The organism is Coprothermobacter proteolyticus DSM 5265 (genome assembly GCF_000020945.1).
GTDB lineage: Bacteria > Coprothermobacterota > Coprothermobacteria > Coprothermobacterales > Coprothermobacteraceae > Coprothermobacter > Coprothermobacter proteolyticus.
The window spans coordinates 629239-654728 of record NC_011295.1 but is presented as its reverse complement, the minus strand read 5'-3'; the positions used below and the strand labels follow the sequence as shown (position 1 = coordinate 654728).

The 25490-nt window shown below is 44.6% G+C and carries 29 protein-coding genes; 1 reads left to right on the top strand and 28 read right to left on the bottom strand.

Annotation, left to right across the window (positions count from 1 at the left end):
• Positions 1–2 precede the first annotated feature (2 nt).
• The 27 genes from wecB to COPRO5265_RS03215 form a co-directional block, all read right to left on the bottom strand.
• A complete protein-coding gene (gene wecB, locus COPRO5265_RS03345) occupies positions 3–1133 on the bottom strand; it encodes a non-hydrolyzing UDP-N-acetylglucosamine 2-epimerase (protein WP_012543553.1) in 1131 nt (376 codons plus the stop codon).
• Positions 1121–2092, bottom strand: a complete 972-nt coding sequence (locus COPRO5265_RS03340) for an MraY family glycosyltransferase (protein ID WP_012544117.1) — start codon at positions 2090–2092, stop codon at positions 1121–1123. The genes wecB and COPRO5265_RS03340 overlap by 13 nt, the downstream gene beginning before the upstream one ends.
• Positions 2061–2678, bottom strand: a complete 618-nt coding sequence (upp, locus tag COPRO5265_RS03335; protein ID WP_012543769.1) for a uracil phosphoribosyltransferase — start codon at positions 2676–2678, stop codon at positions 2061–2063. Before upp ends, COPRO5265_RS03340 begins: the two co-directional genes overlap by 32 nt.
• On the bottom strand, positions 2679–3926 hold the full coding sequence (locus COPRO5265_RS03330) for a serine hydroxymethyltransferase (RefSeq protein WP_012544404.1): 1248 nt from the start codon (positions 3924–3926) through the stop codon (positions 2679–2681).
• Positions 3927–4388, bottom strand: a complete 462-nt coding sequence (rpiB, locus tag COPRO5265_RS03325) for a ribose 5-phosphate isomerase B (RefSeq protein WP_012544546.1) — start codon at positions 4386–4388, stop codon at positions 3927–3929. It abuts the gene before it with no gap.
• 21 nt (positions 4389–4409) lie between these two features.
• Positions 4410–5159 carry an MTAP family purine nucleoside phosphorylase gene (locus tag COPRO5265_RS03320; protein WP_012543744.1) on the bottom strand — a complete coding sequence of 250 codons (750 nt, stop codon included), beginning with the start codon at positions 5157–5159 and terminating at the stop codon, positions 4410–4412.
• Positions 5156–6412, bottom strand: a complete 1257-nt coding sequence (locus COPRO5265_RS03315) for an amidohydrolase family protein (protein ID WP_012543965.1) — start codon at positions 6410–6412, stop codon at positions 5156–5158. The genes COPRO5265_RS03320 and COPRO5265_RS03315 overlap by 4 nt, the downstream gene beginning before the upstream one ends.
• On the bottom strand, positions 6409–7269 hold the full coding sequence (locus tag COPRO5265_RS03310; protein ID WP_012543721.1) for a tyrosine-type recombinase/integrase: 861 nt from the start codon (positions 7267–7269) through the stop codon (positions 6409–6411). Before COPRO5265_RS03310 ends, COPRO5265_RS03315 begins: the two co-directional genes overlap by 4 nt.
• The gene (gene trmFO, locus COPRO5265_RS03305; protein ID WP_012544137.1) at positions 7238–8536 is read right to left on the bottom strand and encodes a methylenetetrahydrofolate--tRNA-(uracil(54)-C(5))-methyltransferase (FADH(2)-oxidizing) TrmFO; all 1299 of its coding nucleotides are present in this window, start codon (positions 8534–8536) and stop codon (positions 7238–7240) included. The genes COPRO5265_RS03310 and trmFO overlap by 32 nt, the downstream gene beginning before the upstream one ends.
• Before the next feature lie 83 nt (positions 8537–8619).
• Positions 8620–9393 carry a DNA-processing protein DprA gene (locus COPRO5265_RS03300; RefSeq protein WP_012544810.1) on the bottom strand — a complete coding sequence of 258 codons (774 nt, stop codon included), beginning with the start codon at positions 9391–9393 and terminating at the stop codon, positions 8620–8622.
• Positions 9390–10829, bottom strand: a complete 1440-nt coding sequence (locus tag COPRO5265_RS03295; protein WP_041735652.1) for a YifB family Mg chelatase-like AAA ATPase — start codon at positions 10827–10829, stop codon at positions 9390–9392. The genes COPRO5265_RS03300 and COPRO5265_RS03295 overlap by 4 nt, the downstream gene beginning before the upstream one ends.
• Entirely contained in the window at positions 10789–11136 is a 348-nt protein-coding gene (locus COPRO5265_RS03290) for a YraN family protein (protein WP_012544123.1), read from the bottom strand. Before COPRO5265_RS03290 ends, COPRO5265_RS03295 begins: the two co-directional genes overlap by 41 nt.
• Positions 11117–11725 carry a ribonuclease HII gene (locus COPRO5265_RS03285; protein WP_012544384.1) on the bottom strand — a complete coding sequence of 203 codons (609 nt, stop codon included), beginning with the start codon at positions 11723–11725 and terminating at the stop codon, positions 11117–11119. Before COPRO5265_RS03285 ends, COPRO5265_RS03290 begins: the two co-directional genes overlap by 20 nt.
• Positions 11725–12252: a signal peptidase I gene (lepB, locus tag COPRO5265_RS03280; protein ID WP_012543580.1), complete on the bottom strand. Its 528-nt coding sequence runs from the start codon at positions 12250–12252 to the stop codon at positions 11725–11727. Before lepB ends, COPRO5265_RS03285 begins: the two co-directional genes overlap by 1 nt.
• Positions 12253–12254: 2 nt before the next feature.
• Complete coding sequence (gene rplS / locus COPRO5265_RS03275; protein ID WP_012544556.1) at positions 12255–12611, bottom strand: 50S ribosomal protein L19; 357 nt, start codon at positions 12609–12611, stop codon at positions 12255–12257.
• Between the two features lie 17 nt (positions 12612–12628).
• Entirely contained in the window at positions 12629–13207 is a 579-nt protein-coding gene (locus COPRO5265_RS03270; RefSeq protein ID WP_012544457.1) for an RNA methyltransferase, read from the bottom strand.
• Positions 13191–13961: a tRNA (guanosine(37)-N1)-methyltransferase TrmD gene (gene trmD / locus COPRO5265_RS03265; protein ID WP_012544436.1), complete on the bottom strand. Its 771-nt coding sequence runs from the start codon at positions 13959–13961 to the stop codon at positions 13191–13193. Before trmD ends, COPRO5265_RS03270 begins: the two co-directional genes overlap by 17 nt.
• The gene (locus tag COPRO5265_RS03260) at positions 13958–14440 is read right to left on the bottom strand and encodes a ribosome maturation factor RimM (protein WP_012543667.1); all 483 of its coding nucleotides are present in this window, start codon (positions 14438–14440) and stop codon (positions 13958–13960) included. Before COPRO5265_RS03260 ends, trmD begins: the two co-directional genes overlap by 4 nt.
• Entirely contained in the window at positions 14433–14837 is a 405-nt protein-coding gene (locus COPRO5265_RS03255) for a YlqD family protein (protein WP_012544687.1), read from the bottom strand. Before COPRO5265_RS03255 ends, COPRO5265_RS03260 begins: the two co-directional genes overlap by 8 nt.
• Before the next feature lie 14 nt (positions 14838–14851).
• Positions 14852–15097 carry a 30S ribosomal protein S16 gene (gene rpsP, locus COPRO5265_RS03250; protein WP_012543895.1) on the bottom strand — a complete coding sequence of 82 codons (246 nt, stop codon included), beginning with the start codon at positions 15095–15097 and terminating at the stop codon, positions 14852–14854.
• 15 nt (positions 15098–15112) lie between these two features.
• On the bottom strand, positions 15113–16417 hold the full coding sequence (locus COPRO5265_RS03245; RefSeq protein ID WP_012544172.1) for a signal recognition particle protein: 1305 nt from the start codon (positions 16415–16417) through the stop codon (positions 15113–15115).
• A gap of 1 nt (position 16418) precedes the next feature.
• A complete protein-coding gene (locus tag COPRO5265_RS03240; RefSeq protein WP_012544638.1) occupies positions 16419–16718 on the bottom strand; it encodes a hypothetical protein in 300 nt (99 codons plus the stop codon).
• 129 nt (positions 16719–16847) lie between these two features.
• Positions 16848–18803, bottom strand: a complete 1956-nt coding sequence (uvrB, locus tag COPRO5265_RS03235) for an excinuclease ABC subunit UvrB (protein WP_012543725.1) — start codon at positions 18801–18803, stop codon at positions 16848–16850.
• Positions 18803–19885, bottom strand: coding sequence for a sigma-70 family RNA polymerase sigma factor (locus COPRO5265_RS03230; RefSeq protein ID WP_012543716.1), 1083 nt, complete (start codon positions 19883–19885; stop codon positions 18803–18805). The genes uvrB and COPRO5265_RS03230 overlap by 1 nt, the downstream gene beginning before the upstream one ends.
• Positions 19886–19965: 80 nt before the next feature.
• Complete coding sequence (dnaG, locus tag COPRO5265_RS03225) at positions 19966–21675, bottom strand: DNA primase (protein WP_012544423.1); 1710 nt, start codon at positions 21673–21675, stop codon at positions 19966–19968.
• A complete protein-coding gene (locus COPRO5265_RS03220; protein WP_143708095.1) occupies positions 21665–23041 on the bottom strand; it encodes an NAD(P)H-hydrate epimerase in 1377 nt (458 codons plus the stop codon). The genes dnaG and COPRO5265_RS03220 overlap by 11 nt, the downstream gene beginning before the upstream one ends.
• A gap of 1 nt (position 23042) precedes the next feature.
• Positions 23043–23372, bottom strand: a complete 330-nt coding sequence (locus COPRO5265_RS03215; protein ID WP_236608243.1) for a holo-ACP synthase — start codon at positions 23370–23372, stop codon at positions 23043–23045.
• 99 nt (positions 23373–23471) lie between these two features.
• Here COPRO5265_RS03215 and COPRO5265_RS03210 point away from each other — a divergent pair, with 99 nt between their 5' ends.
• On the top strand, positions 23472–24506 hold the full coding sequence (locus COPRO5265_RS03210; RefSeq protein ID WP_012543473.1) for a bis-aminopropyl spermidine synthase family protein: 1035 nt from the start codon (positions 23472–23474) through the stop codon (positions 24504–24506).
• Positions 24507–24544: 38 nt separating this feature from the next.
• Here COPRO5265_RS03210 and COPRO5265_RS03205 read toward each other — a convergent pair whose 3' ends face one another.
• Positions 24545–25480 (bottom strand): 1-phosphofructokinase family hexose kinase, encoded by a 936-nt coding sequence (locus tag COPRO5265_RS03205; protein ID WP_012544898.1) that lies wholly within the window; start codon positions 25478–25480, stop codon positions 24545–24547.
• Positions 25481–25490 lie beyond the last annotated feature (10 nt).

Genomic DNA, 25490 nt, shown 5'->3' with positions numbered 1-25490 from the left:
CTTCAAAACACCTCCTCAAATCGGGGAATAACAACATTACTCAAACCAAAACGGCTAGCCAGATGACATGCAATCCTTTCAGATGCTCTACCGTCTCCATAGGGGTTGGATTGATTCATAACGTATTCCCACCACCTATTCTGAACCACAAAATGAAAGTATTCTTTTATTTTTTCTTCGTCAGGACCAGCAAGGAATACCATCTTTCTCGGTATACCTTCGGGTCGCTCGGTCACATGCCGCAGAAGAACTACTGGCACACCAAAATGAGGCCCTTCTTCTTGTATGCCGCCGCTGTCGCTTAAAGCCACTTTCGCCCTAGACAACAGTCTTAAAAACTCATCGTATTCCAAAGGATCTGTAAGTTCCACGTTGTCCACATCTTGCAAAATACCAAAAACAGTCTTTCTAACAGCAGGGTTTAAGTGAACTGGGAATACAAACCTGTAATCGGTGAATTCTAACGCTAGATCCTTAATAGCATGGCAAATCTCTTCCAAAGGTGACCCCCAGTTTTCCCTGCGGTGTGCCGTTACTACTACCAGATTCTCCTTCTTTGTAGTTTCTATACCCCATTTGTTTTGAATTATCATGAGGGCATCAATAACCGTGTTACCTGTAACCAAACAGTCTTTACTACCTAAGCCCTCACGCTCAAGGTTCTCCCACGAAAGCTGAGTAGGTGGATAAAGAATATCACATAGGTCGTCTGTAAGAACTCTATTAGCTTCCTCTGGGTAGGGGTAGCTCAGGTCACCAGTGCGTAACCCGGCTTCCACATGTGCGCATGGAATTCTGTTATAGAAGCTTGCCAAAGCACCGCCAAGCGTAGTTGTGGTATCACCGTGCACCAATACCAAATCGTATTTTTGCTCCTTAAACAAGGTTGACAATCCTGTAACGCTTTTCGACAAAACTGATTCCAGCGACTGACTTTCCTCCATGATCATCAAGTCAACTGTTGGTTTTATCCCAAATGGACTAAGACCTTGGTAAAACATTTCTCTGTGTTGTCCGGTGGCTATGAAGTCCACTTCGAAAAACTCTCTTAAAGTCAAGTAAACAGGAGCCATTTTTATGGCTTCGGGACGTGTCCCTACAACCAAACCAATCTTTTTCTTCAGCTTACCCACCCCATCAATAAAAGTGCGATTATACCAAGAACAATTGTAGCACAGTACATTAAGAGCACAACTTGCTTAGGCGTTAGTCCCCAATCCAGCAACTTGTGATGTAAGTGCTTCCTGTCTGCGGTAAATGGATGTTGCCCAGCTGCAAGGCGCCTAAACCATGCAGAAAGCGTATCTTCCACAGGCAAAAAGAGAAGTAGCAAAAAACCAAAAAAGATAATTCCAGCAGTGCTCTTGAACGTGCCAACAATGGACAATATGCCCAGTATAAAACCCAACGTTTGAGCACCACAATCACCGATAAAGGTCTTTGCTTCAGGAAAGTTATAGGGTAGAAATCCTAAAACCGCACCTGCTAATATCAATGCATCTAAGCCCACAGTAAAAATTCCTTTCTTGAACGTTATGATGCTCGCAAAAATCAGAACTATGGCACTAATCCCAGAAGAAAGACCATTTAACCCGTCTATAAGGTTTATAGCATTTGAGAGAAGTACCAGCCACAAAACAGATATGGCGATCGACAACCAGTCTGGGAAAACCGCATACCGGCCGCCCCACAAAGTGACTACACCTATCTTCACACCCATGAATACCACAGCAGCCGAGCATCCTACTTGGACCAAAAACTTCACCCAAGCAGGAAGGTCATATTTATCATCGAGGAGCATGGCAAAGAAAAACAACACCACTGTGATGAGTACACCGTAGCCCAAAGGCGGCGCAGCGTGCCAAAACAAAAGTTCACCCAAGGTGAAGGCCAGTACTACTGCCAGTCCTCCAACCCTGGGTGTAGCATCCTGGTGAACTTTTCGCTCACTGGGATAATCCAAAAAGCCATATTTCCATGCAAATTTAATACTTAAAGGAGTAAGCACCCAGCTTAAAAAGAAGCTACCCACTCCTGCTAAGAGACCAAGAACGTAAAGTTCACTTTGTGCCGAAAAGTCTATCACCGGCATCACCCAATCCGGGAAGGATGTAACCTTCGTCGTTCAGTCTCTCGTCCTTTGCGGCAAGGTAAAGCTCAATGTCGCCACAAGAAAGTACATTATCTATACCCTCAGGCGCCGCGATTATGGAAAGCACTTTTATTTGAGAAACACCCTGCTGTCTAAGAAGATCTATGGTGTATCGAATGGAATTGCCAGTAGCGAGCATGGGATCCACTATGATGCAAACCATATCCTCAATACCTATGGGGAGTTTTGCATAATACTCCACAGGCATTAAGGTTTTGTGATCCCTGTACAAACCGATATGTCCTACCTTTGCATTCGGAATGACCTTAAGCACTCCTTCAGCCATGGTAAGCCCCGCTCTTAAGATGGGTATGATGGCAATCTTCCTACACAGAACAAACCCCGTTGTCGTAGCCAACGGGGTTTCCACTACTTGCTCGGTGAGTTCTAAGTTTTTAGTCGCCTCGTAAGTGAGAAACATTGCCAGTTCCTGCACCAGCTCTCTGAATTCCTTAGGTCCTGTATTCTTATCCCGAAGCAAGGAAACCTTGTATTTAATTAGGGGATGATCGACCACACTAAGCACTTATGACCACCCCTTGTATGCTGGGTAACGCTCTGTAAGTTCCTGCACCAAGCCTTTGATCTCAGCCTTCACTTTTTCGCTCTTAGTGATGAAGAGCTCGCTCATCTGCTCAGCAAGAAGTTTGCATTCTTCATCCCTTAATCCCCTCGTAGTAATATTAGGCGTGCCAATCCTGATGCCGCTAGCTACTCGTGGAGGAAGTTTGTCGAAAGGAATAGCGTTTTTGTTGACGACGATACCAACCTCTGCTAGCAGCTCCTCTGCTTCTTTACCGGTCAGCCCTACTGATGTGACATCCAAAAGCATGAGATGATTATCTGTTCCACCTGTTACTACCCTTACACCCTTAGAAGCAAAAGTCTCGGCCATGGTCTTGGCGTTCTTTACTACTTGAGCAGAATACTCTTTAAAAGAAGGCTCAGAGTCTTCTTTAAATGCCACCGCCTTCGCCGCAATAATGTGAACCAAAGGCCCTCCCTGCACCCCGGGGAAAACCGCCTTATCAATGGCTTTCGCATGTTCTGCCTTGCATAGTATGAGTCCACCCCGAGGGCCCCTAAGCGTTTTGTGGGTTGTAGTAGTAACCACGTCAGCAAATGGTACAGGGCTCGGGTGTACCCCTGCAGCTACCAAGCCAGCTATGTGTGCCATATCTACCATAAAAATCGCGCCTACTTTGTCCGCTATCTCTCTAAAACCCTGGAAATCGATGAACCTGGGGTAGGCTGAAGCTCCTGCAATGATAAGCTTTGGCTTATGCTCCAAAGCTAGTTTTTCTACCTCATTGAGATCAATAGTTTCTGTTTTTGGGTCAACCCCGTAATGAACAATATTAAACCACTTACCTGTCATGGAAACAGGTGCACCGTGAGAAAGGTGACCTCCAGCAGCCAGTGACATGGAGAGTATTGTATCCCCAGGTTTGAGAAAAGCCAAATAAACAGCTTGATTTGCTTGGGACCCAGAGTGTGGCTGCACATTGGCGTGATCAGCATCAAAAAGCTTCTTAGCTCTTTCTATGGCTAATATCTCAACCTGATCTGCCACCTCGCACCCACCGTAGTAGCGCGCATTCGGATAACCCTCTGCATACTTATTTGTGAAGATGGAACCTGTAGCCTCTAAAACTGCCTCAGAAGCCAAGTTTTCTGAGGCTATGAGATCCAGCGTCCTATTCTGACGCAAAGACTCACGCCTCATAAGCTCGAAGATTTCTGGATCTCCCTCCTCAATGTGGTCATATCTCATTTAGGCCTCACATCCTTTATTCAGGTTTCTCTCCTCGATTTTTTCTATTTTCCTTATCCTTCTTAAGTGTCTACCTCCCTCGAAAGAGGTATTCAAGAAGGTCTGCACAATTTCCATAGCTAAGTCTGGACCTAAGACCCTACCGCCCAAACATAACACGTTCGCATCGTTGTGCTGGCGAGCTTTCTTTGCTGCATAAAGGTCATAGGCAAGTGCCGCTCGTATTCCGGGAAACTTATTGGCAGTTATGCTCATACCGATACCAGTTCCACAGATGAGTATGCCAAAGCCACCATTCTTCGTAATATCAGTGCAAACTTCAGCTGCATAGTCGGGATAGTCAACCGATTCAATGGAATTTGTCCCCTTATCCACCACTTCATGCCCAAGTTCTATGAGGTTTTCTTTTAGCCTTTCCTTTAGTTGATAACCGGCGTGATCTGCACCCATGACAATTCGCATTCTAAACACCTCCTCAAAACGTTACGCCCCGCGGGGGCATGTGCAATGTTTTTCCTCTGGCATGGCCTTTATGAGGTCCAGTATGAACATTTGCACCTGATTGTTGAGCTTGTCCATTATGTTTAGAACTTCTTCATGGCTTACTTGTTCTTGTAAGCCTGCAGCAAAGTTGCTTACAATGGCCAAAGACAAATAGCACATTCCAGCTTCCCTAGAGAGCACTACCTCAGGCACAGAAGTCATACCAACCACATCGCCACCCAGCATAGCAAAAGCTTTAACCTCAGCCGCGGTCTCAAATCGTGGCCCTTCAGTTACCACCATAACCCCTCCTTTCCGAAGTGGAAAAGGAGTAGTAATCTTTGAGGCCACTTCTATCATTTCAGGACAATAAGGGTTAGTCATATCGGTGTGCACCACTTTTCCTTCCTCGAAGAAAGTGGATTTTCTCCCTTTTGTAAAATCTAGGAACTGGTCAACCAGCACCACTGTTCCTGGTTTTATTTCAGGGTTCAAACTACCCACAGCATTCGTAGCTATGATTCTTTGAGCTCCAAGACCTTGAAGAGCACGAATATTAGCTCTGTAATTCACCAAATGCGGTGGAACTGAATGACCCAAGCCATGTCGAGGGAGAAAATATACTTCCCTATCATCAACCTGTGCTAAGAACACCTTTACTTCACCGTATTCCGTATTCACACTAATTTCTGTTGAAGGAACCCCTTCAATTTGATAGATACCAGAACCTCCGATGACTCCAATCTTCACCGTATTAAGTCCTCCTTTCTTATTGCACGACGTCTTTTACTCACTTCTTCCACGACTTCTGATGGGTTGACACCCACGAACGACTTATTGCGCACCACCCAACGCCCTTGGACAAAAACATCGCTTACTGCTTGAGTTCCAGCTGAATACACTACGTGAGATATCCAATCCTGTGGGTCATCTGCAGGGACCATAGATAAATCCTCCACGTCCCAGACAACCAGATCTGCAAGGTAGCCATCCCTTATTTCGCCTAATTCCAGTCCAAGCCGCCTAGCCGGTACAGAAGTAGCAGCCTCGAGAACATCCATGGGGGACAGTACATCAGGTTTTCCTGAGACGCCTCGCGCTAAAAGAACTGCTGTTCTCATTTCCTCTATGTAATCCAAGTTGTTATTAGAAGCCGCACCGTCCGTGCCTATGCCCACAGGCACTCCGCTATCTCTAGCCAAATCCCAGCGAAATAATCCAGAAGAGAGTTTCATGTTACTTTGAGGGCAATGAGCCACAACAACATTCTTGGTCCCCAAGAAAGACAAATCTTTCTCTGAAAAGTGAACCCCATGCGCAAAAACCACAGGCACTTCGAAAAAACCAATGTCTTCTAGCCGATAAAGATACTCTTCGCCTAAAACGTTATGTATGTATGCCTCTTCAGAAGCTGTTTCCATAAGATGCATGTGTATGAATAAGTCGTTTTCCTCTGCGAATTTTACCACATCAGGCAAAATGTTCATAGAAACCGTATAAAGCGCATGCGGTCCTACTCCCACTAAGGCGCCTAAATCCCTTAATTCCTCTGTCCGCTGCAGAGCTTTTTCCCATCCAGGCCTTTCGATGATGCCGGGGGTGAAAATGGGTCTGATTCCCACCTTTTCAGCTGCCTCCAGGGTAGCTTTTTCCCAAAAGTACATGTCAAGAAATGTGGTAGCTCCGCTGCGCACAAGTTCCATGCAAGCAAGCATTGAGGACCAATAAACGTAATCATCGTTCAACCTTGCCTCAAGTGGCCATATGTACTCATTAAGCCATCGGTCTAAGTCAACATCATCACCAATGCCTCTAAACAAGCTCATGGCAACATGACTGTGAGCATTAAAAAACCCTGGTGTAACCAGGGTGTCTGCAAACATGGCATCTATGTGTTCTGGTTCTTTAAATGTTATCCTTTGTCCATCCACATAAAACGTTCCACGTACTAGAGTTTTGTTTTCGTAATCAGGATACCAAACATTTCTGAAACACACATTCATGGTTTGTTTTTGGCCTCCTTTCGCATGGCCTCAATAGCTTCTTTGACCATTACGGGTGAAACATGCGTGTAAATCTGAGTAGAACGAAGACTGCTGTGTCCCAAAAGCTCCTGTATTTCTCTAAGGTTTGCGCCTTCTTCAAGTAGATTGGTAGCAAACGTGTGCCTAAGTGTGTGAGGGTGCACCAAATCACGCAAGCCATATTTTTTACTAATTTTATGCAAGATGTATCTGGCGCCTCTGTCTGTCAATCCCTGTCCTTGCATATTCAAGAAAAGTGGACCCTCCGTCAAATTAAAAACTTCGATATACCTTTTAAGCAATTTTAACGCCTTTGAGGGAATGTAAACAGTACGTTTTTTATTACCCTTTCCCAACACTTGACAACTGGCTGTCCTAAAATCTATGTCCTCCACTTTTAGCGAGAGCGCCTCACTTATTCTGGTACCCGTACCCAGCAAAAACCACACTAAGGCTTTATCCCTGAGTTCAATGGGAGTATTCTCTGGTAACTCCAAAAGCTTTGAGATGTCGTCCCTTAAAACAACCCGCGGGACTTTAAGTCCTGTCTTAAAACCGCTAAGCTCCATGATTGGCATTTCGTAACCTTGCTTTTTTAGGAAACTGCAGAATTTTCTAAGTGAAGATAAAAATCGATTTAGTGATGTGGGTGCCATGCCTTTTCTTGACAAATGCATCAAGTAATCGTCCACAGTCTTCTGATCCAAACTTGTGGTAAACATGAAATACTGCTTCAAATCCACGTAATACGCTTTCAGCGTGTGCTCGGAATATCCTGACGCTTCTAAAGTATTTAAGAATTGATTAAGTAACTCTGCCCAATTCTCTAGCTGCATATTCGATAGCTATCCTTGCACGGTCAACACGTTTTTGTTTTCTCTCACTTTTCTTTCCTTCAACCGGCGGGACAAGTCCCCAGTTCACCCCCATTGGCTGTTTGACTTCGGGTAAAGATTGTTCAATATAGGTAACCAGCCCACCAAGCATGGACTCCTCTGGTAAAGGTATCAACTTCTCACCTCCGAGCAAGCGAGCCACGTTAATGCCAGCCCAAAGTCCTCCTGCGATTGCTTCCAGATACCCTTCAGTTCCAGTAAACTGACCTGCATAAAACCAAAGTCTGTTTGTCCTGCTCTGGAAAAACTTGTTTACTACTCCAGGTAAGAATCTGTTTTGATGAATTTGCCCTAACCTAACAAAAACTGCATTCTTAAATGCAGGTAACTGCTTGAAGATGCTTATTTGCTCTGTGTGAGAAATTCCTGTCTGAAACCCTACCATGTTCAGAATGGTCCCAGAAGCGTTTTCCTTCCGTAACTGGATAACTGCATGCACATCACGGAACTTTTCTGGAATGGCTAACCCTGTTGGGCGCATGGGACCAAAAGCCAAACTTTCCTTACCTCTTCGTGCTATTTCCTCAACAGGCAGGCACCGCTCGAAAAACGCATCGGGCTTGTCAAAATCATGTCTGTGAGCTTCGCGGGCATTCAGAAGCTGCTCAACAAACCAATAGTATTCCTCTTTGGACAATGGCACGTTTAGGTAGTCACTGCCTTCTCCAAACCTATTTCCCCAAAAAGCGTAATCCATGTCAATGGTTTCAGAAAGAATGCTAGGACTAGTGGCATCGTAATATTGAGCCTCGCATCTGCCTTCGCGTTCCTCTAAAAAATGCAAAAGATCTCCCTTTATTAAAGGCCCAGGGGCAATTATGCAGGGTACGTCCTTAGGAATTTCGGTTATCTCCGCGCGTACAACAGTAATATTCCGATGGCTCCGCACTGCATCCTCTACTAGCGTAGAGAACAGCTCCCGATCCACCACCAGAGCCTTATCACCGCCTATCTGGGCTTCAAATGCGAGATTAACCAAAGATGATCCCAGTACTTTCAGCTCAAAGAGAAGTTCACCTTTCGCATTGTCTGTAGATAATGACCCTAAGGAATTACTACACACCAATTCAGCCAATTTAGATGTTTTGTGAGCCGGAGTCATAACAGCGGGGCGCATTTCAAAAAGGGTAACTGGAAAGCCTAAGTCGGCTAATGTTAAGGCCGCCTCAGAGCCTGCCAGCCCGCCACCGATAACCCAAACATCCATAATAATATTCTACAAGACACTACCTGGAATGAGGTTAACAAGAATTAGCTTTGTTCCCCAAAACTGCCAGTCCTAAATGGATATCATGAAATCCAGTGTATGGTTTCTCCCTCAAGTATGACTTTGCCAGTGGACTGCCACTTTGCCAAGAGTTGACCTGCCTCCACCAAGCTTCCTACGGTTGCAACTAAATCTTGAACAGTTCTACAGGACCTGAATTGTTGATCAGTGTCCTTGGGAATAGCCAGTATGGGCTCTGCTCCATCGAAGATTAGCATGTTGCTGCCCATAGCGCTATCCCTATCTATATCGCCAGGTACCGCTTTAACCTCCTTACCCATCTGCAGAGCAAAACTTGCAGTAATCAAAGCTCCACTCTTTGCAGGCGCTTCCACAACTACGATAAAGTCGCTTAGAGCGGCTATTAGCCAATTTCTTTCTCTAAAGAATGCCTTTCTAGGCCCTTGGTCAGGTTTGTACCAAGTAATAACGAAGCCTTTCTCTTCTATTCTTTTCCTTAGCAAAAGCGTGGATTTGGGATAGTGAAAATCAAGTCCATGCCCCAACACACCAACTGTGGTTCCTCTTTCCAAAGCACCTTCGTGGGCTTTCTGGTCAATGCCGTAGGCGAGCCCGCTAACAACAACATACCCTTCGCTCGCGTAGTACTTACCTAGCTCATAAGCCACTCTTAAGCCGTAGCTTGAAGCATGCCTAGTCCCCACTATACCAACAGTTTTTTCAAGAGGAGGAATGGAGTTGCCTCTAACATACACGGGACGCTCTAACCCTTGCTGCACGAGCCTTCCACAGAAGATGTGATCATCGGGTTTTAGCACACGGCTTTCAGTGGTCACGGAACAAGGCTCCTAAGCCATGGAATTACCTGACGATAAGAAATGGCTTCAGTAAGGTGGTTAATACCTATGTCACGATCCCCTTGCAAGTCTGCTATGGTTCTACTTAGTCGCAGAATCTTGTGCCTTTCTCTACGTGAAAGCCCTGCTTTTTCCACTGAATCGTCCAATAGTTTCCTAACAGAACTGCTTATTTCAATAAGTTCATCCACTCGTTCACCCGTAATGTGACCAGCATGAACGAAACCTTCTGACTCCCAACGCTCCTTTTGAATACTCCATACTTTTTGTATTCTTTCCTCTACCATGGTCATGTCTTCGTTGGGCTCATCAGCTTTGACCCAGTAATGCAGGTCAATACGATCAGCCACAGGTCCGCTGAGGCGCCCTAAATACCTGGTAACACTTGCAGGAGAATCTTTACAAACCTTCTTGGGATGCCCCAAATAACCGCAAGGACATGGGTTAGACGTTGCAACCAAGAGAAAATCGGCTGGCCAAGTAAGACGTTGGCTTCCATAAGAAGCCAGTACCGTTCGGGAATCCAAAACCGTTCTCAAGCCCTCTAAAATGTCTTTTCGGTACTGTGGGAATTCATCCATGATGAGTACGCCTCGGTGAGCGTAAGTAACTTCACCAGGTGTACCTTTCGCTGATCCAAAGAACCCAGCAGGCGTGCTGTTCCAGCTGGTAAAGCGTGCAGGTCGATGCTCAGGTAAGGCTCCCGTGCTTGACAACAGATCAAGTTTTTCCGAGTTATTCATAGCAGGCATGATTCCAACCATCCGTTCAGCGACCATGCTTTTCCCCACTCCGGGGTTCCCCATCAGCAGAACATGGTGCCAACCAGCAGCCGCTATCATGGCAACACGCTTTATGCCAGATCCCTTCACATCGTTTAGCCCAAGTCTGTTTTGGATATGCGCATTTGAATTGTCTTCAATGGGATTTGATGACTCGCCGTTAAGAAGTTGAGCAACATGCTCTACCATGAAAAAATCACCATCAGGCATCAGCTTAAGTACTTCACAAGTAAGGCGTGGGCATATGAACTGCTTTATACCACTATTGTAAGCAGCAGCAATAACGCGAACACTTTGCGCTGTTGCTCTAACTGTACCATCCAACGCCACTTCTCCAACGATCAAACGTTCGGAACTACCTTTTAAAAAACCATACAAAAGTGCTAAATCAAAGTGTGCACCACTTTTTGTTACTTCGCTGGGCAAAAAAGCAACCATAACTCTTCCTTGTGGTATGGATTTTCCAACAGACTTCAATGCGTAACGGACACGCTCTTTTGATTCTTCAACGCTTTCAGAGACCATACCTACCATGTGAAAAGCAGGAAGCCCAGCACCGTAGGTTATTTGAATTTCAACGGGAACAAAACGGTCACCAAAGGTTAACCCACTCCACACTTTCACAACATCCATCAAGCCTCACCCCTTTGTACCAATGGCAACCTTGGGGACCGCAAGCGAAAACATCGATCCTGTAACTCTGCTCGCCACCAGTATATAAATAAGCACATTGCATAATTCTTTCTAACTTTCTTGAGTCAACTGTTTCTGCAGCGTCAAAGTTCTTTCGGTAGCGAACTTCAACAAAGACCAGTGTTCTACCCTTTAACGCTACAATGTCAATCTCACCAGTAGGGAATACCACATTTTGATCCAATATGCGGTATTTCTGTGAAACCAAAAAAGATGCTACACGGTCTTCAGAAAAGTGCCTGCTCAAGCACTCTCCTCAGAAAAGAACGTCTGTGCTGGGCTGTAATGCCAAAACACCTAATGGCTTCTAAATGTGTTTTAGTCCCATACCCTTTATGTGCTGAAAACTCATACCCTGGTAACAGGGAGTCCAAACACACCATGAGTTCATCGCGGATAACCTTGGCAACAACGCTCGCAGCAGCCACAGAGGGCAATAAAACGTCGCCTTTCACCATACATTGATAATCAGGAACCTCAGTCGTCAACGGTCTTTTCCCATCAAAGACAACAATGGCATCGTCAAGCGGAATTTCAGCAAGCGCCTCTTCAGCGGCTTGCTTAAGGCAGAAACTTATTCCAAACCGGTCAATATCCCAAGGGGCGGCAAGTCCAATGCCAAAACAGCTGCTCTCAACGATGTTTGCAAACACTGACTTTCGCTGTAAAGGGCTCATCTGCTTTGAATCACGCCATTTAACCTCAGGAGAACTATGGAACCGAACAGCACAGACTAACAGAGGACCTGCTACGGCACCTCTGCCCACCTCATCTACGCCCACCACCGGTTTTCCAAAAAGGCCCTTCTCCAGTTCCCAACTGGGATAAGGTCTCATTAGAAGCTCCTAATCTTATCAAGAGGAAAAATACGTAAAACAACTTTTGCCTTTATGTCCTGTTTTGTCACAGGACCGAATGACCTGCTATCCCGACTAGCGAATCTGTTATCTCCTAAAACGAAATACTGATTCTCTCCTAGTTTAACCTCAGACAGTTCACCGGAAGAGTTAAATCCTTCATCTGCAGGTAACCACGGTTCTTCAAGTTTTTGACCATTTATGTAAACTTCACCATCGTTTATGGAAATGGTTTCGCCAGGAAGCCCTATGACACGTTTCACATAAAGTTCACCATTGCTAAAAGCACCACCTACTATGACGATGTCCCCGCGCTCTATGCCGTTACCAACAATAGTGCTCTTCAAACCGATCACAATGTCTCCGGGCTCCAACGTCGGAACCATAGATGTCATGTAAACCCGGTATGGCTGCAGCACATATACCCTTATGGGAATAACGATGGCTGCAGCCAATACCAGAGCCACGAGCCATTGGAAAAGCTCGTTTACAACCTTCCTAGACATACTTAGAATCTACTCTTCTTCTTTACAACTAAGTGCTTCTTTTCACGCAAGTAGTAGAGTTTTGCACGCCTTACTTTTCCGCGAGTAACCACTTCTAAATCCACCAAGTTGGGACTGTGAAGAGGGAAGGTCTTTTCCACACCAACACCTGAAGAAATCTTCCTTACCACAATGGATTCGCTTATACCGGTACCTTTCTTAGCAATGACGATACCTTCATATGCTTGGACGCGGCTCTTATCCTCTCCACTCCTGTCTCTTTCTGTGAATCTCCACTTAACTCTTACCGTGTCTCCAACTTCAACTGGGGGTACATCCTCCCTCATCATAGTTTGTTCGATTCTTCTGATGATATCCATTTCTTTACCCTCCTTGCTTAAAAGCTATCTCCAATGATCCTATCCACCAAAATTGACGCCGCTGATCTAACGGATAGGTGATTGAAATCTCCGTTTGGTCTTATGGGCGCAAGGAAATAATCCATTTTCCTGATCATCTCGTACGCAATTCCATGACCTGTTCCCAAAACCAGGACCACAGGTTCTCTAGCTCTTACCAGATCCCTAACAAAATCATAGTTTACCATATTGGGATATGGTCTAGCGTCGGTGGCCACAAGCTTAGGGACCTTACCCTCACGCTCCTCAAGGCACTTAACCACTGATTCGATGTCGTCCACAACACGTACCAAAGACAACGCCTCATGCCGGTGAGGGTTGTAAATTCTACCTTCATCTGACGCCCAATATTGAATAATACGTTTAACAAGCTCCTGCTGGGCTTTCACAGGGGTAACAACCCAAAAATCAGAAAGGTTGTATGTCCTGCTTAGTCTAGCGATATCGTGAATATCCAAATTAGTCACAGACGTTGTGACAATCTTGTATTCCCTGTCATACATGGGATAGTGCATCAAAGCAATAGATAAACTGTTCACGTTAGTTGGACTGTTCACCAAATATCGCCCTCTTCACCTTTTCCATATCAGTTAGTACACGCCTAAGAATCTGTAAATCCATGGGCTCCAGTTTGGCAGATGTCAGCAAATCTGGTCTTTGCACCAAAGTTCTCTTAATTCGCTGCTCTTTCTTCCAAAGCTCAATACGCTGGTGATGTCCGCTAAGGAGCACCTCTGGCACTTCTTTTCCTTCGTACTCCCTAGGTCTAGTAAACTGAGGTTCTTCCAAAAGATTATTGGTAAAGCTTTCTTTTCTCACATTGTCACTTTTTTCAACAAACCCGGGTAGCAGTCGAATGACTGTTTCCATGATCACAGCTGCTCCTAGTTCTCCCCCACTTAGCACATAATCACCCACAGAAACCTCTAAATCCACATGGTCAAATATGCGATCGTCCATACCTTCATAATGGCCACAAAGCAGCACTATGTCACCTTCATAAGAGCTTAGTATTGTGCACATCTCTTGGTTAAGAACCTTACCTCCAGCGCTCAACGCCAAAACCAACGGATTTTGTACCAAGATCTTTGCATGATCTAAGGCTGGTTTTAGGACGTCATACCTCATCAGCATACCGGGTCCGCCACCGAACATATAATCGTCTACTGAGCGATATCTGTCCTTGGCAAAGTCTCGCGGATTAACATAAAGCACATCAAATGCTCGACCCCGGGCCCTACCTACTACGCTAGCTTGGAGCCAACAATCTATGGCGTCAGGAAACAATGTTACCACTGCGAACCTTTTCATACCAGGAAACCCTCGCTGGAAACAGTTATTGTTTTCTTAACCCGATCGATGCTCAAAGCCTCTCTGGTAAAGGGAGCACGCCGTAGCTCACCGTTTATATCCAGTAGCAAGAAAGGAGCCTCGTCCGTTCCCTGAAGGTCCAGAACCCTGCCTACTACTTGCCCATTGACAATCACGTCCATTTCCAAAAGCTCGCTTGTAGTGTATGTGTCACCTTTGCCAGAACGACCTTTTACATAAACTTTTTGATTAACAAACGTTTCCACCGACTCCGGTGTATCATAGCCAAGTAGTTTGACCACGAACCTTCCATCAGGGCCCACTCCCAGCCTTTCAACCTTTAGTAAGGTACCGTTTTCCAAGTAGAACTCATCAGTAGTACGAAGAATATCTTCGGAACCGTAAAGGTTGAAGTAAATCTCACCCTTGAGACCGAAAACTTTGCCAAACCGGCCCAAACAGATTCTATCCTTAGGCATTTCTAAGTTCAACGACTTCTCCGTCTTTGATAACTATTTCGGCTTTGTTCACTTTCTCTTCAAACCTGTCTCCAGGCTGTAGGTCAACATAGCCTTCTAAAACTGCATATACAACTTCTTCGCCATCTTCCAGCTTGTCAATGTTGGCCATATCAGATCTTAACTGCCTCACCAATGTCTCTCTATCGTTCAGTTCCATCTGAAGTTGCTGTCGTACGAGGTTCTTTTGAGCATCGTTTTGTCCAGGTACCATTACTGATAACTGTCTAAGCTGGCGCTCCAGTGTCTGCATCTCAATCTCTGTCTGTTTAATTAACGCATTAGCCTTTGACTTCAAATCTTCCTTAAGCCAAGGTGTGACTATACCTTTTACCACAACGTTCCTTTTTACTTGCACAACAAATCACTCTCCTAACTAAGCATGTTCGCCTTACGCAGCAAAATCCTTACTGAGTCGGTAGGCTTAACACCAACACTGAGCCAGTACTTCACACGATCTTCCTTGAGCTGAATCGTCTCTGGTTCTGTCCTGGGATTGTAGAATCCGACGATCTCAATGAAACGTCCATCACGTGGTGAACGCTCATCAGCCACTACCACTCGGTAAGAAGGTTGTCCTTTCGCTCCAACTCGGAGTAATCTCATCTTTACTGCCACTTGTTGCACCTCCTCTTATATTAGACCGCCCCTCAGCATTTTCTTGAGCTGAGCGGGGTTTTTAGCGAATTTCTTCATGCTTCCATACTGCTTTAGTAACAAGTTAACCTCTTGTACTGTAGTCCCACTACCAGCAGCTATTCTTCTTTTCCTTGATGCATTGAGTACTTCTGGGTGCTTTCTCTCATAAGGAGTCATAGATTGAATTATGGCTTTCATACGCTTTATTCGGTTCTTTCCTTGCTCCAGCATCTCCGGATCAACATTAGCATTCACAGGCAAGGCTCTAGCCATGTAATCTATTAATGATTCCTTGCTAATGGATTCAAAAGCTTCTAGGAGCATGTTCATATCGAATTTCTCATCCTTACCTTTAGCAGCGGGTTTTAATTCTTCCATTTCGCGCTGCATATCCATAATCTTTCTTAAGAAAGCCTTCGGGTTGCCTATGCCCAAAATCATGGCAGCAGTTTCATTCGGATCAAAAGGCTCAAAGTCTCTTATATGCTCCCCAGTGCCCATAAATAATATGGGAACCCCAGAAACATAAGCCACCGACAAGGCAGCACCGCCTAATTCGTCACCGTCAGCCTTGGCTAAAATCACACCACTAACCGGAGCAGCTTCTTTAAAAGATTTAGCAATGTTCGCTGCCTCTTGACCAAGCATGGCGTCGACCACCAAAAGCACTTCTTGCGGGTTTAGCTGTTTGTTTATCATACTCAGTTCTTGAAGCATGTCCGTTTCTACATGAAGCCGGCCTGCAGTGTCCAAAATGAGCACATCGTGCAGACTTTTTTTCATGAAACTTTGAATCTTCGCAATGTCGACTTTACCATTTTCCACAAACGACTCAAAATAAAGACCGTTTTCACTGGCCAACACCCGTAGCTGCTCTGCTCCGGCAGGGCGATAAGGGTCTGCGGCTCCCAAAACCACCGACTTACCGTTACGTTTCAAGAAATAACCCAACTTGGCAGCAGTAGTTGTCTTACCAGATCCTTGCAATCCTGCCAGAACGTAAAGTGAAATCCCTCTCGGATTCACTTTCAAAGGCCTGTAAGACCCTAAAAGAGCAGTAAGTTCCTCATAAACAGTCTTTAGAAGGTAATCCTGAGGCGAAACGATGCCAGTTTGAGGTTTTAGTTTTTCACGTAGTCGCTCTACAAGTTCATTGACCACCGGTAAACTAACATCAGCCTCGATAAGAAGCCATCGCAAGTCCTTCAAAAACTGGTCAATGTCCTCTTGTTTTAGTAAACCCTTTGAACCAAAAGGAGCGAACACGTTTTGTATTCTTTTTGCCAAACCCTCAAACATATCAGTTCTCCTCCAAAATTCTCATAACCCTTTGTCTTTCCGACTCAGGTAGTTCATCAACTATACGATCTACAAACCTCAAGAAACCCACATTTTCTTCAATTTGCTCTAGTTTTCTAACTGCGCTATCCAATTGTTTAGCCACTGCTTGACGTGACGTTCCTCTTTGCGAAGCGATTTCAATCACAGAAAGTCCGTAGTAAAGGTAAGCTTGAGCTACCTCATACTCAGTTTTACCAAGTAATTTTCCGTAAAGATCTAAAAGCCGTACATAGCGATCTACTTTTTCCTTGTCAACCATTTCAGGTTGACATTATACCACATTATTGAAATACGTTACAAGATTGCTTTACAATAAGGGCCGTAGCAAACTACGATGCCGAAACAACAAAGAACTTTGGGATTTTTTAAATGTGGGAGACTACTCTTACTAAACCTTATAGGCGAGTTTGAGTTCTTTTATCTTATCCCTGATAACGATGGCTTTTTCAAATTCTAGTGCTTCAGCAGCCTCATACATCTCTTGTTCAAGCTGGAGCAGCATAGCATTTGCCTCTTCTTTTGTCATGCGACTTCCTGACGCTGCACCGCTTATGAAATCGAGGTAATCCACAACACGCTTACGCACTGTTTGAGGAGTTATACCGTGCTCTTTATTGTATGCCAACTGTTTTTCTCTGCGCCTGTTTGTTTCATCCACTGCAGACCTGAGTGAGTCAGTAAGTTGGTCAGCATATAGAATAACCCGACCATTTACGTTTCTTGAAGCTCTACCAATCATTTGTATTAGCGAACGCTCACTTCTGAGAAAACCTTCCTTATCAGCGTCTAAAACTGCTACTAAAGAAACTTCAGGCAAATCGAGACCTTCCCTAAGGAGGTTTATACCAACTATAATGTCAATGACACCAGTCCTTAGCTCTTTTAACACCTGTGATCGTTCTATGACATCAATCTCTGAATGCAGGTATCTGACTTTGAATTTCAGTGAGCTCAGGTATGTGGAAAGCTTTTCTGCCATTTGTTTAGTTAATGTCAAGACTAATGCTCTTTCCCCATGCTGTACTACCCGAGTGAGCTCTCTAACCAAGTCATCCACTTGATTCTTTGCTGGCTTGACCACAACTTCCGGATCAACTAGACCCGTGGGACGGACAATCTGCTCCACCACTTGCTTGGAGACTTCCAGTTCATAGGGGCCTGGCGTTGCACTAACAAAGATTACTTTATCAACCAAAGATAAGAATTCATCGAAATTTAGTGGACGATTATCCTTAGCAGAAGGCAAACGAAATCCGAAACGCACCAGTGTCTCTTTTCTTTGCATCTCGCCATGGAACATGGCTCTGATTTGAGGAATGGTTAGGTGGCTTTCGTCAATGAACATTAGATAAGGGCGTCGGAAATAGTCCAACAGGGTATACGGTCTCTGTCCTTCCCTGCGCCCACTGAAATAGCGTGAATAATTCTCAATACCACTACAATAACCAGTGGATAACAGCATTTCCATATCGTACTTGGTTCGTTCTTCAATGCGCTGTGCTTCTATGTACTTGCCTTCTTCTTTGAACTGCCTAACTTGTTTGTCCAGTTCCACCATCACCTGGTCTACCACATTCCTAATTAGCTGTTCCGAGGTAACAAAGTACTTGGAAGGGAAGAATGTGTAGGAATGATAAGAAAACATCCTTTCCCCAGTCAGCGGGTCACTTTCATAAATACTTTCGATAACATCATCATCAAAAACCACAGAAATAATGCCCTGCGCATGAGGAGGAAAAACATCCACCTTGAAACCCCTTGATCTAAAATTACCAGGTCGAAGTTCGATGTCGTTTCTTTCATAACTGATTTGGGAAAGCCTTCTCATAAAAAACTTCGTGTTCATTTTCATGCCCTCGGTTATGGAGAAAGCGGAACCTGCAAACACTTCAGGATTTTCCAAGGAATAAATGCAGGAAACAGAAGCCACTACTACCACATCTCGCCTAGATAGCAAAGAAGAAATAGCAGATAATCGCATCTTATCGATGTCTTCGTTTATGGCTGCATCTTTAGGCAAATACGTGTCAGTCTCAGGGATATATGCTTCTGGTCTGTAGTAGTCGTAGTAGCTCATGAAAAGCTCCACAGCATTATGGGGAAAGAATTCTCTGAACTCCGAGTAAAGCTGCACTGCCAGTGTCTTATTTGGCGAAATGACCAGCGTTGGCAAGTTTAAAGCTTCGATGATCTTAGCCATGGTGAAAGTTTTGCCGGAACCAGTTACTCCGAGCAGTGTCTGAAACTTAAAACCTTTGTTTATACCATCGCAGAGTTTCTCTATGGCCTCAGGTTGGTCACCACTGGGCTCAAATGGAGCTTCAACTTTAAAGCGCTCTTTCATTACTCAATATCCAAGTATTCCCTCAGCTTCCTGATCCTGGTAGGATGGCGTAGCTTTCTTAATGCTTTAGTCTCGATCTGTCTCACCCTTTCACGAGTAATGTTGAAGCTTGCTCCAACCTCTTCCAAAGTGTGTTCCACACCATCCACTAGACCATATCGCATTTCAATGATCTCTCTTTCACGTTTGTTCAGCGTGCTGAGGACTTCCTCCAAAACGCGCCTACGTTCTTCTTCCCAGAAATACTTATCGGCTGCTCCTTCACCCGTATCGGGTACAAAATCTTGTACCCTGCTGTCATCTTGATCACCAATGGTGGCATCTAGTGACTGCGGCTCCGGATTTGACATCTGCTTAAGCGCAAGCACTTTATCCTCACTGAAGCCCAAAGCTTCGGCTAATTCCTGAACAGTAGGTTCCCTACCCAGCTGATTGTACAGCTCATTTAGTTTCTTCTGAAATTGGTGGTAAGCTTCCACCATATGTACAGGACGTCTGATCAATCTCGATTGATCAGCTAAAGCACGAGTTATAGCTTGTTTGATCCACCACGTGGCATAAGTGGAAAACTTGTAACCCTTTCGCCAGTCAAATTTCTCCACGGCTTTTATGAGCCCGATGTTACCTTCTTGGATTAGCTCCATAAAACTAAGACCCTTATTAGTGTATTTCTTTGCAATGGAGATTACCAGACGCAGGTTTCTTTTAATAAGCTCCTCACGTGCTGCAGCATCGTTTTTCTCAATTCTCTGGGCCAATATACGTTCTTGCTCAGCAGTAAGCAAATCATATTGACCCACATCATGCAGGTAAACCTGCATGAGCTCTCTTACTTGCTCTTCTTCCTCAGGAAGACCCTGTTCATATGAGACATTTTCCCCATAAATTCTGGGCTCCTCAGGGATAATACTTATCCCTTTTTCCTCGAGGAACATGTCAATCTCATCCACATCAAGATCTTCAGGGTTCAGACTATTGATGAGGAGGTCGACATCCTCTTCCATCAAACCAAATTTTTTGTTGTAGAGGTTTTCTAACTCTTCAGTCAGATCCTTCTTTGCTTTTTTCCCTCTACTTGCCATATTATTCGACACACCACCTCTGTAAGCGGACTTCTCTTTAAAGGTATACCCAAAAAACAGCGCACTTAAACGCACTTATACTATTCTAACCCCTGTAGCTGCCTGCTTATTTCATCACGTTCACTAAGAACCTCCTGCAATTGTTCAAGCAAACCCTCATCATGAGATTCCGCCAGCTGCGAACTAAGTTTGTTAATGTAATTGTCCAGGTCTTTAACCCTCCAGCGTCCCAAAAGTTCCTTTAGCATTTTCTCCTTTTGCTGATATGTACCAAAATTCTCCGACATCGATTCTTCCACTAAGTCCCTTAGATAAGGTGGAAACAGTTCAACATACTTTTCAGCCGTATCCCTTTCAGGATCCCAGTCCTTTATTGCATCCAGAACTTCTCTGAGTCCGGGCGTATAAGGGTAAAAATACTCGTCTTCTACAAGAATGGTGCTCAGCTCGGGGGTGTTTATGAGAAGCTTAGCCATCTGTTCCTCAATACTTTCAACATCAACAGGTTTTTTCTTACTCACAGCGTTATATATATCTTCTTCACTGCGCTCCAATTTGGCTCCCCGAGAAGACAAAAAAGACTGAAGGGTTTTGGTTTCTAAACCCATCTTCTCTCCAAGCTCATTTAGAGCCATCTCAAGTAACGGCGATGTAGTTAAACCCCTCAGGTTTTGCGACAGTGCTTCCAAAAACTCTGGAGAACGCATGCCACCGAAGTATCTTGCAGCACACAGTTCCAGAAATTTGAACAAGTTTATAGGTGCTGAAAGGATTTCACTAAGTTTGTTCCTGGATCTTAATGCCATTTCGTCAGGATCCACTCCCTCTGGCAGCAAAGCCACAGAGGGTTCAATATTTTGCGACAGCAGAACAAAACAGCCCTTCAAAGCGGCCATAATCCCGGCATCGTCTGAATCTAGAAGAAAAGTAGCCCTCCTAACTTTGCGGCTGAGCAAACGAGACTGCTCGGGCGTTACTGTTGTACCCAGAATAGCTACCACATTTGAGAAACCCTCTTGACTAAGCACCACAGCATCGAAATAGCCCTCCACCAATATCACAGACTTGGTCTTATCAATGCTAGGCAAAGCTTGACTAATGCCGTAAAGCACTCGAGACTTCTTGAACGTTGCCGTCTCGCCCGTGTTTAAGTACTTAACAGGGTTAGTCTCATCCAAAGATCTTGCTCCAAATCCGATGGTTCTCCTACTTAGGTTCTCAATGGGAAAGACGACTCTTCGGCCAAAGAAGTCATTACCGATGCTATTTGTAAGCCCAGCTTTTCTCACTAGATCAGCGGTAAAACCCTTTCTAATCAATGCTTTCTGCAAAAAATCGCGAGTGGGGTCGTATCCCAAACCAAAGATACCTATTGTTTCCGCCTTCACTCCTCTGTTACTAAGGTAGCTCAGTGCCAAAGCCCCACTTCTGGTAAGCAGTACACCATTCATCAATCTGCGTGCCTCTTCCAAAACTTGCAAAATTTTTTCTGTCTCTGAATTCTCGTCTACAGAGATACCAACCTCCGTAGCAAGCATTTTTACAGCTTCACGATAACTTACATTCTCAATCTTTGAAAGAAACTTAATAACGTCACCACCTTCCCCACAGCCAAAGCACTTAAAAATACCCTTACCAGGATTAACACTAAATGAAGGCGTTTTCTCGCTGTGGAAAGGGCACAAACCAAAGTAGTTTCTGCCAACTTTTTTTAGACTCACATAGCGTGAAACTACTTCTACTATGTCCACGTTGTTCCTTATGTAAACAGCAGCTTCGTCAACGGTCATAATGGGCCCACCAGGATTCAGCAATCCTTTCTATGAACTTATTCAAATTCAAACCCGTAGAAAACTCCGAAGCACACTTTGCATGTAAATAAGCAGCCGATACGGCTGCATCAGCCAAAGTCATTCCTCTGCTCAAAAAGAAGCCGATTAGACCGGATAAAACGTCTCCTGTACCCCCGGTAGCTAACCTTGGTTCGTTAATGGGGATGACGAGCCACCTTTGGCCATCATAGATAATGGTTCCCGGGCCTTTTAACAAAACTACGTGTCCAAATCGTTCATAGAGGCGTTTCGCTGCATTGTATCGATTCCTCCTTACCTCTTCCACGCTCGTATTGAGAAGACGCGCAGCCTCACCTTCGTGGGGCGTTATCACTGCATTTTTGGCGTGCTCAAGCACCTCTGAACGCAAACCACCAGCATCAATGACTTTTGGAAAATCTGTGGCAGCCATAGATAAAGCCAAAGATACATCTTCAAGACCCGGACCAATAACTTTTGCACCTGGTCCATCACCTCTGACTACTTGAGGAAATTCACTTATAACAAGCTCTTCCACGTGCTGATCACTTTTTATATAAACAAGTCCTGCCCCCATTAGTAAAAGTGTTTTTACTACTAAAAGAGCTGCTCCAGGAAAATGTTCTGACCCAGCCACTACACTTACTAGTCCTGCCTCTCTTTTATGGTAAGGCATCGCTATCCCACTTGCCATTATTTTTTCTGCATCGGTAGATTCAATCGAATACGCTAAACTTTCAGCATGGCTTTCTAAGAACCTACCATACCCAAGACCATCCAAGACAAACCTGCCGCTCCTCATTAAACCCAATCCAGTCACAGCATTAACCTTCGGTAAACCCAAAAAAACTGTGAGTTCCGCCTGTACGATGGGTTCTTCCACCATGCCTTCAGCAGGAAGTCCAGAAGGCATGTCAATGCTAACCACGGGAAGTGACAAAGCATTCATTTCATTGATTAAAGTGGCATATGCCTCTCCCGCGGGCGGTCTAAAACCATAGCCAAACAGACCGTCTACCAGCACATCACAATCCTGCAGCTGTTTTATGTCTTTGCAAACCACAGCTCCTTCATCCAACAAGTAAGTCAAGCGAACAGAACTCTCTAAAGAGAACACCTTAACGTTTATTCCTCTATCCAGTAGAAAACGTGCACAGGTAAGCGCATCCCCACCGTTGTTACCTTTGCCAGCTACCACGCCCACTGTTTTTGGATTCGCTAGACTAACAACCTGCTCGGCTACGCTTCTGCCTGCAACCTCCATTAACGCAGCAGGTTCTACTTGGTAATCCTCGAAAAGAATACTCTCAATACTCTTCATGTTATTTCCAACCAGAGGAATCACATTAATCCGCCTCCCAAATGGCTATGGCTACGGCATTATCTTTCTCGTGGCTTATGGATACCCACACCCTGCCTTGAATTTCTTGGCCGACTATTTTAGCCTCGCGTGCGGGAGAGCCGATTACAATATTCTTGAAAAGAATGCTTGGAGTATTCAGTGCCTTTTTAACGGCTTCCTTGGCAGCAAAGCGAGCTGCTAAAGAAGCTAGTGGCATAGACTGTTCTTCTTCAGCAAAAAACTCAGCAATAAACCTTTGACCGTGTTTTGCATAAACTTTTTCAAACCGACTCATGGAAACTATGTCGATTCCCACGCCTCTTATGACCATCATGTATAATTTATACTATATAAGCACCATTCTGGCTGCTCAAACGCAACAGTTTTGAGTTAATAAGATTTTGTGAAACTTATTTTTGACGGAGGTGACCCCATGACCAGAATTAGGAGAAACCTTATAAGAGCGTTGTTGTCCGGCGATAAGTCCTACTGGGAACTTATCAGATTTCAGGATGATAGTCTACCGAAATTTGAAGAAGAGCTAAGTAACTTATTAAACGAAGGACTTGTGAGCACCCATGATCATCACTTCAGCCTTACTGACAAAGGAATAGCCATTGCCGCCGAGGAACACTTGTCCCCCTATGTTTCACCTGTTTGCGACGCATGCCATGGAAAGACGATCCTCTTAAAGGGGCCCTATGAGAACTGGTCAAAACAGTTCCAAGAAATAACAAAGGACCGTCCCAAAGCGATAAAGGATTATGACCAAGGTTATGTGATCACCGAAGACACCATAAGACGTGTAACGCTCATACATCGTTTCGGTGATTTAGAAAATAAAGACATATTAATTGTGGGAGATGATGATTTAACATCCTTAGCTCTTGGTATCACAGGTCTTCCAAGAAAAGTAAAGGTGTTGGAAGTAGATAAAAGGCTTGTTGAATACATCAACAAAAAGGCTGAGAGCTTGGGCTTTAAGAACATAAGTGCTGAACTTTACGATGTGCAAAATCCTTTCAGAGAAGAACTGCGTAGATCTTTCGATGTTTTTATCACAGATCCTGTAGAGACCATTGATGGAATTACTCTTTTCCTGTCAAGATGTGTAGAAGGGCTTCGCGGAGAAGATTCTACGGGCTATTTCGGCTTGACCCACTTGGAAAGCAGTAGGAAAAAATGGTACGCCATACAGAAGCGCCTTTTAGAAATGGGTTTCGTAATCACCGATATCATCAGAGACTTTCACGAGTACGATCTCGATGCCGAGGACTTACTCACGCAAGGCTTCAGAGTTGTTACCGAGGCGCCCGTAAACGTTGGAGCACCTGATACTTACTTCTATACTTCCGACTATTACAGAGTGTATGCTGTACAGGAGTTGAAACCTCTCATCACCGGAACAGTAGTATTATCCGATGAGCTTTATTACGACGACGAAGCTTTTGTAACAGCTGAACGTTGAGATCCTGAAAAAAGACGGATTCCATTGAGGTAAGGAGCCTAGATTAACCTTACCTCAATGGAATCTCTTAACTTTGTGATCTCATCAAAAGGATTTGGATTATCAAATAACGCCCACGGATCTCGTGCCACATAATAAGCCATGGCCATGGCCAAAGAAATTGTTTCCTCAGGAGCTAGTCCTTCGTGAACACCATACACCAAACCAGCGGTCAGCGCAGAGTTAGCTCCCCAAAGCGTTCTAATGTTAGGGTTTACAATTCTGGCATGATAAATCTTTCCATTCATACCAATGACATTTTCGGTGTTTGACCACGAGAAACTCAAAACAGGTCTCTCTTTTAGGTACTTTTTTACCAATTCAACCTCGTCATCCAGCGAAGTTATCTGGAATCCGTTGGGCCCTTTGGGATCCAGAACTACTCCAACATCACTACTGGATTCCAACACAGGCTTCACAAACTGCGCACCTGCGTTAACCACCACTTTCAGACCTTTTTTCATTAATGTGTCTGATATTTGCACATACACGTCCTCTGATAGACCCACAGGCACGTGACCTGCCAGCACTGCCAGATCGTCAGCATGACTTATGCGCAGAATGTTGTTTATGAGCTGCTGGACATGTTCCTCAGACACGGAAGGACCAGTTGTGTTTATCTGAGTAACAGAATTGTCGGTGCTATCGACAATTTCAATGTTCAGTCTGGTGTCAAAGCCTGGTAAAAACACAAAGTTTGCAGGCACTTTCTCCCTGGAAAGATAATCCTCCAGCGTTAGCCCAGTTCTACCAGCTAAAATGCCTGATGCTACCACAGGTCCCATGTTTAGCTTCTGCAAAATCCTTGCAATGATGACACCTTTCCCCCCTGCATTCAAACGCTCTTTTTCCGATCTAACAAACTTTCCTTTCTCCAAAGCTGGAACCGTCAGCCACATGTCAATTGCAGGGTTCAATGTAACAGTTATTATCATGACATCCCTC

Bases quoted from the DNA above. Each gene is read 5' to 3' on its own strand.
- COPRO5265_RS03215 (WP_236608243.1), bottom strand. From the start codon at position 23,372: ATGATGGTCATAAGAGGCGTGGGAATCGACATAGTTTCCATGAGTCGG.
- COPRO5265_RS03315 (WP_012543965.1), bottom strand. From the start codon at position 6,412: ATGAATGTGTGTTTCAGAAATGTTTGGTATCCTGATTACGAAAACAAA.
- trmD (WP_012544436.1), bottom strand. From the start codon at position 13,961: ATGAAAAGGTTCGCAGTGGTAACATTGTTTCCTGACGCCATAGATTGT.
- COPRO5265_RS03285 (WP_012544384.1), bottom strand. From the start codon at position 11,725: ATGAGACCTTATCCCAGTTGGGAACTGGAGAAGGGCCTTTTTGGAAAA.
- COPRO5265_RS03340 (WP_012544117.1), bottom strand. From the start codon at position 2,092: ATGCCGGTGATAGACTTTTCGGCACAAAGTGAACTTTACGTTCTTGGT.
- COPRO5265_RS03210 (WP_012543473.1), top strand. From the start codon at position 23,472: ATGACCAGAATTAGGAGAAACCTTATAAGAGCGTTGTTGTCCGGCGAT.
- COPRO5265_RS03260 (WP_012543667.1), bottom strand. From the start codon at position 14,440: ATGCCTAAGGATAGAATCTGTTTGGGCCGGTTTGGCAAAGTTTTCGGT.
- COPRO5265_RS03240 (WP_012544638.1), bottom strand. From the start codon at position 16,718: ATGGTTGACAAGGAAAAAGTAGATCGCTATGTACGGCTTTTAGATCTT.
- trmFO (WP_012544137.1), bottom strand. From the start codon at position 8,536: ATGGATGTTTGGGTTATCGGTGGCGGGCTGGCAGGCTCTGAGGCGGCC.
- COPRO5265_RS03295 (WP_041735652.1), bottom strand. From the start codon at position 10,829: ATGGATGTTGTGAAAGTGTGGAGTGGGTTAACCTTTGGTGACCGTTTT.
- COPRO5265_RS03245 (WP_012544172.1), bottom strand. From the start codon at position 16,417: ATGTTTGAGGGTTTGGCAAAAAGAATACAAAACGTGTTCGCTCCTTTT.
- lepB (WP_012543580.1), bottom strand. From the start codon at position 12,252: ATGTCTAGGAAGGTTGTAAACGAGCTTTTCCAATGGCTCGTGGCTCTG.
- rpiB (WP_012544546.1), bottom strand. From the start codon at position 4,388: ATGCGAATTGTCATGGGTGCAGATCACGCCGGTTATCAACTAAAGGAA.
- uvrB (WP_012543725.1), bottom strand. From the start codon at position 18,803: ATGAAAGAGCGCTTTAAAGTTGAAGCTCCATTTGAGCCCAGTGGTGAC.
- COPRO5265_RS03330 (WP_012544404.1), bottom strand. From the start codon at position 3,926: ATGAGATATGACCACATTGAGGAGGGAGATCCAGAAATCTTCGAGCTT.
- COPRO5265_RS03205 (WP_012544898.1), bottom strand. From the start codon at position 25,480: ATGATAATAACTGTTACATTGAACCCTGCAATTGACATGTGGCTGACG.
- COPRO5265_RS03310 (WP_012543721.1), bottom strand. From the start codon at position 7,269: ATGCAGCTAGAGAATTGGGCAGAGTTACTTAATCAATTCTTAAATACT.
- dnaG (WP_012544423.1), bottom strand. From the start codon at position 21,675: ATGACCGTTGACGAAGCTGCTGTTTACATAAGGAACAACGTGGACATA.
- rplS (WP_012544556.1), bottom strand. From the start codon at position 12,611: ATGGATATCATCAGAAGAATCGAACAAACTATGATGAGGGAGGATGTA.
- COPRO5265_RS03230 (WP_012543716.1), bottom strand. From the start codon at position 19,885: ATGGCAAGTAGAGGGAAAAAAGCAAAGAAGGATCTGACTGAAGAGTTA.